Annotated in this window: 11 protein-coding genes; 4 read left to right on the forward strand and 7 right to left on the reverse strand. The window is 67.6% G+C overall.

What is annotated here, in order from left to right; all coding sequences use genetic code 11:
- Positions 1-469: 469 nt before the first annotated feature.
- Together pdxY and ACM0PY_RS06375 are read left to right on the forward strand one after the other, a co-directional pair.
- Positions 470-1,378 carry a pyridoxal kinase gene (pdxY, locus tag ACM0PY_RS06370; RefSeq protein ID WP_134970525.1) on the forward strand — a complete coding sequence of 303 codons (909 nt, stop codon included), beginning with the start codon at positions 470-472 and terminating at the stop codon, positions 1,376-1,378.
- On the forward strand, positions 1,375-2,499 hold the full coding sequence (locus ACM0PY_RS06375; RefSeq protein ID WP_134970527.1) for a prephenate dehydrogenase: 1,125 nt from the start codon (positions 1,375-1,377) through the stop codon (positions 2,497-2,499). The genes pdxY and ACM0PY_RS06375 overlap by 4 nt, the downstream gene beginning before the upstream one ends.
- 259 nt (positions 2,500-2,758) lie before the next feature.
- Here ACM0PY_RS06375 and ACM0PY_RS06380 read toward each other — a convergent pair whose 3' ends face one another.
- The 5 genes from ACM0PY_RS06380 to ACM0PY_RS06400 all read right to left on the reverse strand — a co-directional run bounded on the left by ACM0PY_RS06380 (position 2,759) and on the right by ACM0PY_RS06400 (position 6,930).
- Positions 2,759-2,953 carry a hypothetical protein gene (locus ACM0PY_RS06380; protein ID WP_005416191.1) on the reverse strand — a complete coding sequence of 65 codons (195 nt, stop codon included), beginning with the start codon at positions 2,951-2,953 and terminating at the stop codon, positions 2,759-2,761.
- 70 nt (positions 2,954-3,023) lie between these two features.
- Positions 3,024-4,796, reverse strand: coding sequence for an ABC transporter transmembrane domain-containing protein (locus ACM0PY_RS06385; RefSeq protein ID WP_061477930.1), 1,773 nt, complete (start codon positions 4,794-4,796; stop codon positions 3,024-3,026).
- Positions 4,789-5,385, reverse strand: a complete 597-nt coding sequence (locus tag ACM0PY_RS06390; protein ID WP_072168299.1) for an IMPACT family protein — start codon at positions 5,383-5,385, stop codon at positions 4,789-4,791. Before ACM0PY_RS06390 ends, ACM0PY_RS06385 begins: the two co-directional genes overlap by 8 nt.
- A gap of 40 nt (positions 5,386-5,425) precedes the next feature.
- Positions 5,426-6,415, reverse strand: a complete 990-nt coding sequence (locus tag ACM0PY_RS06395) for a hypothetical protein (protein ID WP_180884496.1) — start codon at positions 6,413-6,415, stop codon at positions 5,426-5,428.
- Positions 6,412-6,930: an RNA polymerase sigma factor gene (locus tag ACM0PY_RS06400; protein ID WP_229298559.1), complete on the reverse strand. Its 519-nt coding sequence runs from the start codon at positions 6,928-6,930 to the stop codon at positions 6,412-6,414. Before ACM0PY_RS06400 ends, ACM0PY_RS06395 begins: the two co-directional genes overlap by 4 nt.
- Positions 6,931-7,177: 247 nt before the next feature.
- Here ACM0PY_RS06400 and ACM0PY_RS06405 point away from each other — a divergent pair, with 247 nt between their 5' ends.
- Entirely contained in the window at positions 7,178-10,018 is a 2,841-nt protein-coding gene (locus tag ACM0PY_RS06405; protein ID WP_111200680.1) for a bifunctional diguanylate cyclase/phosphodiesterase, read from the forward strand.
- A 19-nt stretch (positions 10,019-10,037) separates the two neighbouring features.
- Here ACM0PY_RS06405 and ACM0PY_RS06410 read toward each other — a convergent pair whose 3' ends face one another.
- Positions 10,038-10,631 carry an LOG family protein gene (locus ACM0PY_RS06410; protein WP_005416197.1) on the reverse strand — a complete coding sequence of 198 codons (594 nt, stop codon included), beginning with the start codon at positions 10,629-10,631 and terminating at the stop codon, positions 10,038-10,040.
- Positions 10,632-10,882: 251 nt separating this feature from the next.
- On the reverse strand, positions 10,883-12,379 hold the full coding sequence (locus ACM0PY_RS06415; protein ID WP_134970556.1) for an aminotransferase class III-fold pyridoxal phosphate-dependent enzyme: 1,497 nt from the start codon (positions 12,377-12,379) through the stop codon (positions 10,883-10,885).
- A gap of 210 nt (positions 12,380-12,589) precedes the next feature.
- Here ACM0PY_RS06415 and queA point away from each other — a divergent pair, with 210 nt between their 5' ends.
- On the forward strand, positions 12,590-13,657 hold the full coding sequence (gene queA / locus ACM0PY_RS06420) for a tRNA preQ1(34) S-adenosylmethionine ribosyltransferase-isomerase QueA (RefSeq protein WP_061477925.1): 1,068 nt from the start codon (positions 12,590-12,592) through the stop codon (positions 13,655-13,657).
- The last annotated feature ends 122 nt before the right edge of the window (positions 13,658-13,779 follow it).

A 13,779-nucleotide genomic window follows, 5' to 3' on the forward strand; every position in this document is an offset into this window, starting at 1 on the left:
GGGACGCCGTGAATACGTCCCTGCAGGCTCGGTCGCGCCATCCATGGCGCTCACGCCCCCGCAACCGGACCCACCCCGCCTTCGACAGTTTCCTGCGATTTGTCGGAACGGTGTACTGCTCTGGTAGGTGTCGACCTTGGTCGACACGGTAGACCCATGCCATGCGTGGATGAATTCATTTGATATCTGACAGATGTGTCTACCAAGGTCGACACCCACCAACAGCCGCAGTTACCAACAGCCGCGTGAACCTGTCGAAGGCGGGGCGGTGTCGGAGTGCGGGGTGTCAGCCGCATGGATGCGGCTGCCAAGCCTACACGGACGTACTTGCGGCGTCCCCGCATTCCGACACCGCCCCGCCACCCCACGGATAGCTCGCTTTTGCCGTTGCCGTTGCCGTTGCTTGCAGCTTCGGCAGGTGCTGGGCTGCAAGCCCTGCCGAAAACCCCCTTGGGCGTAGAATGCGACCATGAGCGAATCCCTTGATAATCACCTGGTCCACGGCCGCCGCCAGCGGCCCGACGGCCCGTCGCCGATCGATGTCATCTCGGTCCAGTCGCAACTTGTCTACGGCCACGCTGGCAACAGCGCTGCCGTACCGCCGATGCGCGCGCTGGGCGTGCGTGTGGCAAGCATTCCGACGGTGCTTCTCAGCAACGCGCCGTTCTACGACACCACGCGTGGCCGCGTGCTGCCGGCCGACTGGTTCGCCGACCTGCTGCTGGGCACCCACGAACGCGGCCTGCCGCAGCGGGCGAAGATGCTGGTCTCCGGCTACTTCGGCAGCACCGCCAACGGTGCTGCCTTCGCAGACTGGCTGGACGACATCCTGCCGGGCTGCCCGCAGCTGCGCTATTGCCTGGACCCGGTGATTGGCGACACACACACCGGCCCCTACGTGGAACCCGGGCTGGAAGCGATCTTCGCCGAGCGCCTGCTACCGCATGCCTGGCTGGTGACGCCCAACGCTTTCGAACTGAATCGCCTGACCGGCATGCCGGCGCTGGCCGAGGCCGATGCCCTCGCCGCCGGGCGCACGCTGCTGGATCGCGGCCCGCATTGGGTGATCGCGCACAGCGTGGGCGGCACCCCGGGTGAACTGGTGACCCTGGCCGTCGGCCGCGAGGAAACCTGGCGCTGGACCTCGCCGCTGCTGCCGGTGGACGTGGCGGGTACCGGCGATGTGCTGATGTCGCTGGTGGTGTCGTTCCTGCTGCGCGGCGAATCGATGCAGCAGGCGATTTCGCGTGCGATTGCCGGCACCCATGCGGCGCTGGAGGCGACCCTGGACAACGGCTTCGAGGAATTCGACGTGGTCGCCGCCGCGCCGGCGGCGCTGGCCGAAGGAATGCGCTTCCGCGCCGAACGCGTGGCATGAGCGGCCTGGACCCACGCACGCCGCGCACGGTCGGCATCATCGGCAGCGCTGGCGCCTACGGGCGCTGGCTGACCCGCTTCTTCCAGCAGCACCTGCAGCTGCAGGTGATCGGCCACGATCCGGCCGACCCAGGTTCGCACACGCCGGAACACCTGCTGGCGCAGGCCGATGTGCTGGTGTTCTCGGCACCGATCCGGCACACCCCGGCGTTGATCGCCGAGTACGTGCGGCAATCGGCGGGCCGCGAGCAGGGCAGGCTGTGGCTGGATGTGACCTCGGTAAAGGAGGCGCCGGTGCAGGCGATGCTGGCCTCGCAGGCCGAAGTGGTTGGCCTGCACCCGATGACCGCACCACCGAAGGCGCCGACCCTGAAGGGGCGGGTGATGGTGGTCTGCGAAGCGCGGCTGCAGCTCTGGCAGGCGTGGGTCGATACGCTGTGCGCTGCGCTGCAGGCCGAGTGCGTGCGGGCCACGCCGCAGCACCACGACCAGATGATGGCGCTGGTGCAGGCGATGGTGCATGCCACCCATCTGGCCCAGGCCGGCGTGTTGCGCCAGTACCAGCCGCAGCTGGGCGATCTGGCTGCGATGATGCCGTACCGTTCGGCATCGTTCGAGCTGGATACGGCGATCATTTCGCGCATCCTGTCGCTCAACCCGGCGATCTACGAAGACATCCAGTTCGGCAACCCGTATGTGGCGCCGATGCTGGAGCGGCTGGTGGGCCAGCTGCAGGCCCTGCAGGCGCAGGTCGGGCAGGGCGACGACGGTGCACGTGATGCCTTCCGCGAGCAGCTCCTGTCGGCCAATCGCAGTGCTTTCGGTGAGCAGGCGCTGGCGGACGGCAACTACACGTTCGAACGCGTGGGCTATCTGCTGGCTGACCTGACCGAGCGCAGCGCGCTGTCGGTGCATTTGCCGGAGGACCGGCCGGGCTCGCTGCGTGAACTGTTGAACGTGTTCGAGCAGCACCGCATCAGCCTGGCCTCGATCCATTCCTCACGCACGCCCGGGGGCGAGGTGCATTTCCGTATCGGATTCGTGGCCGGCAGTGATCCGACGGCGATCCGTCGGGCAGCGGCCGAGGTGGACGCCAGCGGCATCGGACGGGTGCTGGGCTGAGCACATTCATCCACAGGTGGTGTGGATGGATCCTGAGCAAATGTGTGGATAACCTCGCTCAGCCCTTGCTGGCAAAGGCTGTCAAGATACCTGGCGAAAAATTGGCCACGCTTCTTTGTAGGGTCGAGCCATGCTCGACTGCTTTTGGCGACAAGCGTGTCGACCCAGGTCGACACCTACCAGAGCGGAGGATGGAGATCCGGTAGCGCGAGCGCGGAGCAGCGCGAATGCGGTAGCGCCGGGCCATGCCCGGCGAACCTCAAATCGTCAACCGCAGTTCACCACCACTGGTGGTGAACTCGCGTCCATTGCGCACCAGCTGGCGCCCGTCATCCAGCTCATAGCGCGGCGTGGCTTCGGAGTGGTGCCCGCTGCCGTTCGCCTCGGGCTTGAATTCGATGATGATGTGGCTTTCGCCATTACTGTCGACGGCGGGGAACTGACGGAACGACATCGCGTACCTCCTTCAGCGGATGCTGCGGGTGCGCGGCCAGCTTGGTCTTGCCGATGTTAGCCGGCCGTCATCAATCGATGAACTGCAGTCGGGCCAGTTCAGCGTACAGTCCGCCTTCGGCCAGCAGCTGCGCATGGGTACCTTCGGCGACGATACGGCCCTGGTCCATCACCACGATGCGGTCGGCCTTGAGCACGGTGGCCAGGCGGTGGGCGATGACCAGCGTGGTGCGACCGGCCATCAGCCGCTCAAGTGCCTGCTGCACGCCATGCTCGCTCTGCGCATCCAGCGCGCTGGTGGCTTCGTCCAGCAGCAGGATCGGCGCATTCTTCAGCAACGCACGGGCGATCGCCACGCGCTGTTGCTGGCCACCGGACAGGCGCGCACCGCGTTCGCCCAGCTCACTGTCGTAGCCTTGCGGCAATGCCCGCAGGAAGCCATCGGCCTCTGCTGCACGTGCGGCGTCCTCGACCTCTGCGTCGCTGGCCTGCAGCCTGCCGTAGCGGATGTTGTCGCGCGCACTGGCTGCGAACAGCGTCGGCTGCTGCGGTACCAGTGCCAGCTGCGCGCGCAGCTCGGCCGGATCGACCTGGCGCACGTCGATGCCATCCACGCAGATGCGGCCGCTGGCCGGATCGTGGAAGCGCAGCAGCATCGACAGCACCGTGCTCTTGCCTGCGCCCGACGGGCCGACCAGGGCCACGGTCTCACCCGGGCGCACATGCAGATTGAAGTGGTCCAGCGCGGCCTGGTCCGGGCGCTGCGGGTAGTGGAACACCACGTCGTCGAACTGGATTTCGCCGCGTAGCGGTTGTGGCAGTGCGTGCGGCTGCGCCGGCGCACGGATCTCGATGTCTTCCTGCAGCAGCTCGCCGATACGGCCCATGCCACCGGCCGCACGCTGCAGCTCGTTCCACACTTCGGCCAAGGCGCCCACCGAGCCGCCGCCGATCAGCGCGTACAACACGAACTGGCCCAGCGTGCCGGCACTGAGGCGTCCGTCGATGACATCGTGCGCGCCCAGCCACAGCACGCCAACGATGGCGCCAAATACCAGCAGGATGGCGCTGGCGGTAACCAGCGATTGCGCACCGATGCGCCGGCGTGCGGCACTGATGGCATCGCCCAGCGCCTTGTCAAAGCGCCCGCGCTCATAGGGCTCGCGCGCATGCGCCTGCACCGTGCGCACGGCGCCCAGCGTCTCGCTGGCCAGGCTGTTGGCATCGGCGATGCGGTCCTGGCTGCTGCGCGCAACCGTGCGCAGCTTGCGCGCGCCGATGATGATCGGCAGCACCGCCAGCGGGATGCCGAGCAGTGACCACGCGGCCAGCCGCGGGCTGGTGACGAACAGCATCGCCAGGCTGCCGACCACGGTGACGCTGCTGCGCAGGGCGACCGACATGGTCGAGCCGACCACGCTGCGCAGCAGTTCGCTGTCGGCGGTCAGGCGCGAGACCAGTTCGCCGCTGCGGCTGCGGTCGTGGAAACCGGCGCCGAGCTGGATCAGGTGTGCGTACAGGCGGCTGCGCAGGTCGGCGACGACCTTCTCGCCCAGCAGCGACACGAAGAAGAACCGTGCGGCCGTCGCCAGCGCCAGCACCACCGCCACCAGCATCAGCAGGGCGAAGGCACGGTTGATCTGGCCACCGCTGGTGAAGCCGTGGTCGATCATCTGCTTCACGGCGGGGGGCAGGCTCAGCGTGGCGGCCGAAGAGACCGCCAGGGCCAGCAGCCAGGCGGTGAACAACCCGCTATGGCGGCGCACGAACGGCCACAACGTCCGCAGGCTGCCGAGGCGGCGCAGCGGCGGGGTCGAGGCAGGGGCGTCGTCCTTGTCAGTCATCCTGGGTGTCGTCTTGTATGCGGATACGGTCACGGGTGGCGTCGCGCAGGCGGATTTTCAATGCATCGACCTGATCGGCCGGCAATTCGGCCCGCAGGCACACGCCGTTGGCATCGAACCGTTCATCGAGCTTCCCGGCGCCGAAGGCGGGCAGGGTGGCGTGCAGGGTGCCCAGGTCCTCGAAGCCGGCCAGCAGCTGCAGCCGGGCCATCGCCACCAGGGGCAGGCGGGGGGCGGTGCGCAGGCACTCGGCGGCAGCGCCACCGTAGGCGCGCACCAGTCCACCGGCGCCCAGCTTGATGCCGCCGAACCAGCGCGTCACCACCACCATCACGCGGTCGAACCCCTGGCCATCGATCGCCGCCAGAATCGGTCGTCCGGCCGTTCCGGCGGGCTCGCCATCGTCGCTGGAGCGGTAGTCCTGGCCGTACCGGTAGGCCCAGCAGTTGTGGGTCGCGTCGGCTGCTGCAACCTGCTGCAGGATCGCCATGGCCGCTGCGGCGCTGTCGATCGGCGCAGCATGGGCGATGAAACGACTGTGTTTGACTTCCAGCGTGTGGCTGACAGGCTGGGCGAGGGTATCGAGCATTCCCGTCATTCTACGGGGTCGCCGGAGATCACGTTCTGCTTCAGTCGTCCAGCAACGGGCGCAGGTCGCGCGGCAGGCGTGCTTCCGGATACTGTTGCACGTAGCGCTCCAGGCTGGCGCGGGCCAGATCGCGCTGGCCGTCGTCGCGTCGCGCGCGGATTTTCTGCAGCCACTGCCGGCGCGGCAGTCGCGCGTCGGCGTCCACCTCGGCCTGCACGGCATCCGCGCTCAGGCCCGCATCCCTGCCGCGGCGCATGATGCCCGGTGCGGAACGGCTGGGCGCCTCACGCTTCATCGAGGTGATCTCCACCCGATCCAGCGCCTGCGCCCGCTCGGCCTCGGTGGCATTGGCTGCCGGTGCCGCCGCCGTGCGTGCTTTCATTGCCTCGGACGCTGCTGGCGCGAATGCCGGTGCGGGTGCCGAGTAGGCGGTCGGTGCAGGTGGCGCGGGCGGTGCTGCAGCCGGAGCGGGCGGGAGCGTCGCAAAGGAGGTGTCGGCGGCCGCATCCGCAGCCATGGATCGTGCGGCCTGGGCCGGCACTTCAGCGGTCTTGGCCGGCGCAGGCTTGTGCGCACGCGCGATGGCCGGTGCCGGGGCAGCGGAAACAGGGGCGGACTCGGGTGCTGCCGGCGCAGCGGCTGGTTCCGCAACCGCCACTGCGCTGTGGGCCGAACCACTTCCAGCGGCCTGATCGGCAGCCGCGACGTCTTCTGCCGCAGCCGGTGCTGCGGCAACAGCAGTCTCGCCCGCCGGAACCGGCGGCGGTTCAGGACGCAGCTGCCAGGCGATGCCGATGGCGAACACCATCGAAGCGGCGATGCCGAACACCGCTGGCCAACGCGGGCCTGTGCGCTGCTTGCGCGGCGCCTCGGGAGAGGCGGCAACATCTGTACCCGGAGCGTCCACGGCGGCACGCGCCGCAGCCAGGATGGCGGCGTCCAGTGCGGCCGGTGGTGCCTGCTCGGCGCGACGGCCGAGCAGCCGGGCCAGCTCGCGTTCTTCCGGCGTCAGCGGTTCGTCTCGGTTCATGCGTTCAATCCCGCACGCAGCTTGTCCATCGCATAGCGCAGCCGCGATTTCACGGTTTCCCGGCCTACGCCGGTGATCTGGCCGATCTCCTCCAGGCTCAGTTCCTGATCCAGCCGCAGTTGCAGCACTTCGCGCTGCTCCGGCGGCAATTGCTCCATCGCCAGCTGGATGCGGCGACGTTGTTCGAATTCGGAAAGTTCGGCTTCCGGGGTCTGCCCGTCCTCGATCGCGGCCAGGCGCAGGTCGGCGTCGGCCGGCGCGGCAGGGCGATGGCGGGCGGCGCGCCAATGGTCGTTCAGGCGGTTGTGGGCGATGCGGAACAGCCAGGTGCTGAACGCCGCTTCGGGCTGCCACCCGGCACGGGCGCTGATCACCCGCTGCCAGACGTCCTGGAAGATCTCCTCGGCCAGCGCGTTGTCGCGCAGTTGGCGCAGCAGGAAGCCGAACAGTCGTTTGCGATGGCGCGCATACAGGCTTTCGAACGCGTGCAGGTCGCCGCCGGCCCAGGCCAGCATCAAGGCTTCATCGGTTGGCAGTGCGCTGGCTTCCACGGCGTACAGGGTAAGGCCTGCAGGCGATGGCGCATAGCCGGTGGCAGGGGCGGGCAGGGCGAGGGTCATGGCTCGGAAGGGGCTGCGGACGGCAGGAAAAACGTACGGGCGCACGATTCGGGGTTTACGGGCTTCCATTGCCCCCCGGGTGGCGCGCTATGCTCGTCGGCTCAGGGGAGGCGACGCATAGACGGCGCCAAGAGATTGTCATTTGTCCACGCATGCTGAACCGGCGGAAGAGCTACCACACGAGGCCGTGCTGAGCACGGCGCTGGTGCGCGCGTTGCATGCACTTCTGCCGGAAACGGCTGTGGTCCGCGTCGGCTGGGACGACCCGCAGCTCGGGCGTGGTCAGGACGGGTGGCCGGCCGACGGGGCGGCAGGCGCGTTCACTGCGCCGGGCATCGGCGACGGCTGCCATGGCTGGGAACATGACGGTGCACGCCTGCAGCTGTCGGTGGAAGGCGCCGTACCTTCCGCGGCGTGGTGGGGGCTGGCCCGTCAGGCCATGGAACTGGCACTGCAGCGTGGCCGCCAGGCCGGGCAGATCAAGGCGCTGGAAGAGGCTGAACGGTTGCAGCAGGCGCTGTTCCAGATCGCCGATCTGGCCGGCGCCGATCTGGAGATGTCGGAGATGCTGCGTCACGTGCACGGCGTGCTCGGCACGCTGATGTATGCGGAGAACTGCTACATCGTTGAATACGATGATGTGCGTGACCAGATCCGCTTCCTGTACTTCGCCGACCAGGTCGACGATTTCGTCGCCGACCCGTCGCAGAGCCATGACGCCGCCGAGATGCCGCGCAGCCTGACCGTCGCGCTGCTGCGCCACGGCAAGCCGCTCAGCGGACCCTCGCGCGAACTGCTGGCACGCGTGGTCGAGCAGGAGCACGACCCGCAGCGTGGTCCCGAGAGCCTGGACTGGCTGGGTGTGCCGATGCTGCGCGATGGCCGGGTATGCGGCGCAATCGTGGTGCAGAGCTATGAGCTGGCGGCCCGTTATGGCGAGGCCGAGCGGGCGTTGCTGGGCTTTGTCGCGCAGCACGTGCAGACTGCGATGGATCGGCGCCAGGCGCAGGTCCGGCTGGAGCAACAGGTGGAGCGGCGCACGCTGGAACTGCAGCGTGCCAACCACAGCCTGCAGGATGAAGTGGCGGAGCGCCGGCGCGCCGAGCAACTGCAGACCGCGCTGTACAACATTGCCGAAATGGCGATGTCGGCCGACAGCCTGGCCCAGTTCTACGGGCAGGTGCATGGCGTGGTCGGGCGCCTGCTCGATGCGCGCAACTTCTATATCGCGCTGGTGAACGGAAGCGGCAACGGCCTGGACTTCGTCTATTCGGTGGACGAGCACAATGCCAGCCGTGCACCTCGTCCGTTCAGTCGCGGCCTGACCGAATACGTGGTGCGCAACCGGCGGCCCCTACTGGCCTCACGCGCCCAGATCGATGCGCTGCTGGCCAGTGGCGAGGTGCGTGAATCCGGCGCGCGCTCGCATTGCTGGCTGGGCGTGCCGCTGCTGCGCGATGACGAGGTGGTCGGTGCGATCGTGGTGCAGAGTTACAGCGAGAACAGTACGTTCAGCGTGCACGATCAGCGGCTGCTGACGTTCGTTGCGCAGAACATCGGAACCGGGTTGGCGCGCCAGCGCGACCAGCAACGGCTGCGTTTGGCGCATGCCGAACTGGAAAAGCGCGTGGAGGAACGCACGCGTGAGCTGGCCGAGGTCAACGAGAAGCTGCTCGGCCAGATCGGCGAGCGCCTGCGGGCCGAGCAACGCCTGACCCATCAGGCCATGCACGATGCGCTGACCGGCCTGCCCAACCGGCTGCACCTGCTCGATCGCCTGCAGGATGCGCTGGCGCTGGCCAAGCGCGAGGGTGGGCCGGTGTTCGCCGTGCTGTTCCTCGACCTGGATCGCTTCAAGCTGGTCAACGACAGCATCGGCCACGCCGCGGGTGACCGCATGCTGGTGGAGGTGGCCAAGCGCATCGTATCGATGGCCGGCGCCGATGACGTGGTGGCACGGCTGGGCGGTGATGAATTCGCGGTGCTGCTGCAATGCCCGCAGGGCCTGGCACAGGCGCTGGATTTCGGCCAGCGCTTGTTGCTGGCATTGCAGGAATCGATATGGATCGCCGGCCGCGAGTTGTTCCCGTCCGGCAGCCTGGGCATCGCGTTGTGGAATCCGCGCTACCGTACCGGCGAGGAACTGCTGCGTGATGCGGATGCGGCGATGTACCGGGCCAAGGCACAGGGCCATGACCGCTGTGCGATCTTCGACGAGGACATGCGTGAACAGGCCATGCGCAGCCTCGACCTGGAAGCCGATCTGCGCCGCGCGATCAACAACCGTGATTTCGTTCCGTTCTTCCAGCCGATCGTGCGCTTGTCCGATGGCGAAGTGGTGGGACATGAGGCATTGCTCCGCTGGCAGCACGAGCGTCGTGGCCTGCTGTTGCCCGGCGCGTTCCTGGAGCTGGGAGAGGAAAGTGGCCTGATCGAACAGGTCGACTGGCTGATCTACGAGCAGGTCATCGCGCGCCTGGCCGAAGGTGGGCAGAGCTATGTCTCGGTGAACGTTTCGCCGCGCCATTTCCGCTCGGCCGAGTTCAGCGACCGCCTGTTCGGCCTGCTCGACGCGTGTGGCGCCGATCCGCGCCGGCTGCGGCTGGAGATTACCGAGGTCGCGCTGCTGGACGATGCGCCGCACACGCTGCGCATCCTGCAGGGCCTGCGCGAGCGTGGCATCCAGGTGCAGCTGGACGACTTTGGTACCGGCTTCTCTGCGCTGTCCTACCTGCACCGATTCCCGATCAGTACATTGAAGATCGACCAGAGTTTCATCGCCGGCCTGCACGGGCCGGAAGTGCAGAGCACGCGCGCGCTGGTCGAAGGCGTGCTGTCACTGGCCCGCACCCTGGGCATCGAAACCATTGGCGAAGGCATCGAGACCGAGGCGCAGCGGCAGACACTGCGCGAACTCGGTTGCGACTATGGCCAAGGCTACCTGCTGGGCCGTCCCGCACCGTGGGCGCGGACGCTGGCGTGAGCCACCGCGACGGTTCACTTCAGCGCAGAGCCGAGCGACGTTTCTCGTCGATCCACTTCGAGGCCTGGGCCGGCTGGTAGTTCTGCATCCACACCAGCATTTCCTCGATGTCCGAGCCGTACCAGAGGTCCTGGCGCTGGTCCGGATGCAGGAAACGCTCTTCCACCATGCGGTCGATCATGCCGATCAGCGGCGCGTAGAAACCTTCCACATCGAGGAACGCGCACGGCTTGTTGCCGATGCCCAGCTGGCGCCAGGTCAGCATCTCGAAGATCTCTTCCATGGTGCCGAAGCCACCGGGCAGGGCAACGAAGCCATCGGCGAGGTCGAACATGCGCGACTTGCGCTCATGCATCGAGCCGACGATCTCCAGTTCGGTCAGGCCGCGGTGGGCCACTTCCCAGTCGGCCAGCTGGCGCGGGATCACGCCGGTCACCTCGCCGCCAGCGGCGAGCACGGCGTTGGCCACGGTGCCCATCAGGCCAACGTTGCCGCCGCCATACACCAGGCGCAGGCCATCGCGGGCGATGCGATCACCCAGGGCAATGGCGCGTTCGGTGTAGGCCGGCTTGCTGCCAGCGTTGGAACCACAGTACACACAGATCGATTTCATGGATCTTCTGTCTCTTGACCGGAAACGAAAACGCCCCGTCACCGACCGCAAGGCGGTCAGAGACGGGGTGTCCTTGAATTATGAGCCCTTCTGTAGAGCCGAGCCATGCTCGGCTGCTCTTCGTTCAGATCGCGGCAAAGGCCAGCCGAGCAAGGGCTATGCCGGTCGTCCTGGCCGGCACCCTTCGGGCCGTCGCCAGCGACGTTGGCAGCGGCTCCTGCCGCTGCCTTCGGCTCTACGCAAGCGGCGGCTTACGCCGCCGCAGCCTGCTCGCGGCGCGGGCCTTCACGCAGGGCGCGGCCGACCATGCCCACCAGCAGGTCCAGCTCCTCGCTGTCCATGCCGAAGTGCGGGGTGAAGCGCAGCGAGTTTTCGCCGCCATGGATCACGTTGATGCCGTGCTGGCGCAGCCATTCCTCGGTGGAGTTGGCACCGTAGCACTTGAACTGCGGGGCCAGCTCGCAGGAGAACAGCAGACCGGTGCCCTGCACCTTGGTGATCAGCCCGCCCAGCTCGTTCTTCAGCTGTTCCAGCTTGCGCACGGCCTCGGCACCACGTTCGGCGATGTTGGCGCGTACCTGTGGGGTCAGCTGGGCCAGGGTGGCGCAGGCCACGTCCAGCGCACGCGGATTGCTGGTCATGGTGTTGCCATAGATGCCCTTGCGGTACAGCTGCGCGGCATGTTCGGTCACCGCCAGCACCGACAGCGGGTACTGCGCGGCATTGAGCGCCTTGGAATAGGTCTCCATGTCCGGCGGGTCAAGGCCTTCAAAGCCCGGGTAATCGACCACCGACAGCACGCCATGCGCGCGCAGGCCGGCCTGGATCGAGTCGAGCAGCAGCAGGCTGCCGTGTGCACGGGTCAGCTCACGGGCAACGGCATAGAACGACGGCGGCACCGAACGGCCCGGGTCACCTTCGCCCATCACCGGTTCGAGGAACACCGCTTCGATGAACCACTGGTTGCGTGCGGCATCCTCGAACACCTTGCGCAGGCCGGCCTCGTCGTAAGGCGCCACGGTGATCACCGAGTCCTCGCCGCGGTAGCTGGCCAGGTGCTGCATGTAGCTCTTGCGACTGGAATCCGAATAGAGGGCAGGGCGGTCGGTACGGCCATGGAAGCTGCCCTTGACCACCACGCGCTTGATCGCAGCGCCGGCGTGACGTGCGCCAGGATCGGTCTGCAGCTTGGCGTTGACGTCGGCGATGCGCGCGGCCAGGCCAACGGCTTCGGAGCCGGAATTCAGGCACATGAAACGGGCGAACGGGCAGCCGCCACGGCGGTGGCCGATCTCGGCACGCAGGGCGGTGATGAAGCGCTGCTGCGACAGGCTGGGGGTCATGATGTTGGCCATCACCTGTGGGCGCGCCATGGCTTCCAGCACGGCGTCCGGGGTGTGCCCGAAGCCGAGCATGCCGTAGCCGCCGGCGTCGTACAGCACGGCGCCCTTCAGGGTGACCACCCACGGGCCGCGCGCGACCAGCGCCACGTAGGGGGTCACCGCGTCATCGGCATAGAAATTGACGAATCCGTCCTGCATCGCGTCGATCTGTGCCTGTTCGTCCTGCGCCAGCAGCGGCCCCAGGTCGGTCTGCACGCGCGCGAACTCCTCGGCGGCGGCGTCCACTGCGGCAATCAGCTGCGGGTGGTTGGCGGACAGGGCGGTCAGGGTGGCATCGTCCAGGCCGGTGGTGAGGCGGGTGCCGGGCTGGTTGCGCAGGGGGGCGAGGCGTTCGATGAAGCTCATTGCAGATCTCCTGAAACAATGGGTCGCACGGGCCATCAAAAGCAAAACGCGCGTCATCACGCGCGCTTGGGGCAGGCTCGTGCAGCGGACTTCCGGTTCGATGCTAGCACTTGTTTTTTTGCGCGATAACCCCGCAGAAACCTGCTGCATAGCAGCATTTTGCGCGACGTTCGCCGCGAAGTGCGCCGGCTCGCAGACGCTGGACGTACAATGCGCGCCATTGTCGACCTGTTGCCGCCCACCGCCTTGAAGAAGTCCGATTTCCATTACGACCTGCCGGCTGAACTGATCGCGCAGGCTCCCCTGGCCGAACGTTCCGCCAGCCGCCTGCTGCTGGTACCGCCGGCGCCCGGTGCCTTCACCGACCTGCAGGTGCGCGACCTGCCGTCACTGCTGCAGCCGGGCGACCTGCTGGTGTTCAATGACACCCGGGTGATTCCGGCGCGCCTGTTCGGGCAGAAGGCCAGCGGCGGCCGCGTGGAGATCCTGATCGAGCGCCTGCTCGGCGCTCAGCAGGCGCGTGCGCAGGTCGGCGCCAGCAAGTCGCCGAAGGCCGGCAGCCGCATCGCGCTGGATGCCGGTGGCGAAGCCGAGGTGCTGGGCCGCGATGGCGAGTTCTACGTGCTGCAGTTCCATGTGCCGGAATCGCTGGAACAGTGGCTGCTGCATGCCGGCCGCCTGCCGTTGCCGCCCTACATCCAGCGCGAGCCGGGCGTGGACGACCGCGAGCGCTACCAGACCGTGTTCGCGCGCGAGGTAGGCGCGGTGGCGGCACCGACCGCCGGCCTGCATTTCGACGAACCGCTGCTGGCGGCGCTGAAGGACAAGGGCGTGGAGTTCGGCCACGTCACCCTGCACGTGGGCGCGGGCACCTTCCAGCCGGTACGCGCCGATGACCTGAAGGACCACGTGATGCACCGCGAGTGGCTGAACGTCGGCGCCGAACTGGTGCAGCAGGTGCGGCGCACGCGCGCCGCCGGCGGCCGGGTGATCGGCGTCGGCACCACCGTGGTGCGCGCGCTGGAAAGCGCGATGCGCGATGGCGAACTGCTGCCGTTCGCCGGCGAGACCCAGATCTTCATCACCCCGGGCTACCGCATCCGCAGCGTCGACGCGATGGTGACCAATTTCCACCTGCCCGAAAGCACGCTGCTGATGATGATTTCGGCGTTTGCAGGCAAGGACCGCGTGTTCGAGGCCTACCAGCACGCGATCGAGCAGCGCTACCGCTTCTTCAGCTACGGCGACGCGATGCTGCTGTTCCCGCAGGCGGGCTGAGCGGGCAGGGCGCCTTGGGAGGTCAGAGCGCCTGGGAAGCCGGGGTACTTATGGGTGCGTGGGTGCGCACCTTGGTGCGTACGTCTTCTTGGGAGACAATAGACAACTATTTGCCCGAATGA

It is taken from the genome of Stenotrophomonas sp. BR163 (assembly GCF_047520985.2).
GTDB lineage: Bacteria > Pseudomonadota > Gammaproteobacteria > Xanthomonadales > Xanthomonadaceae > Stenotrophomonas > Stenotrophomonas sepilia.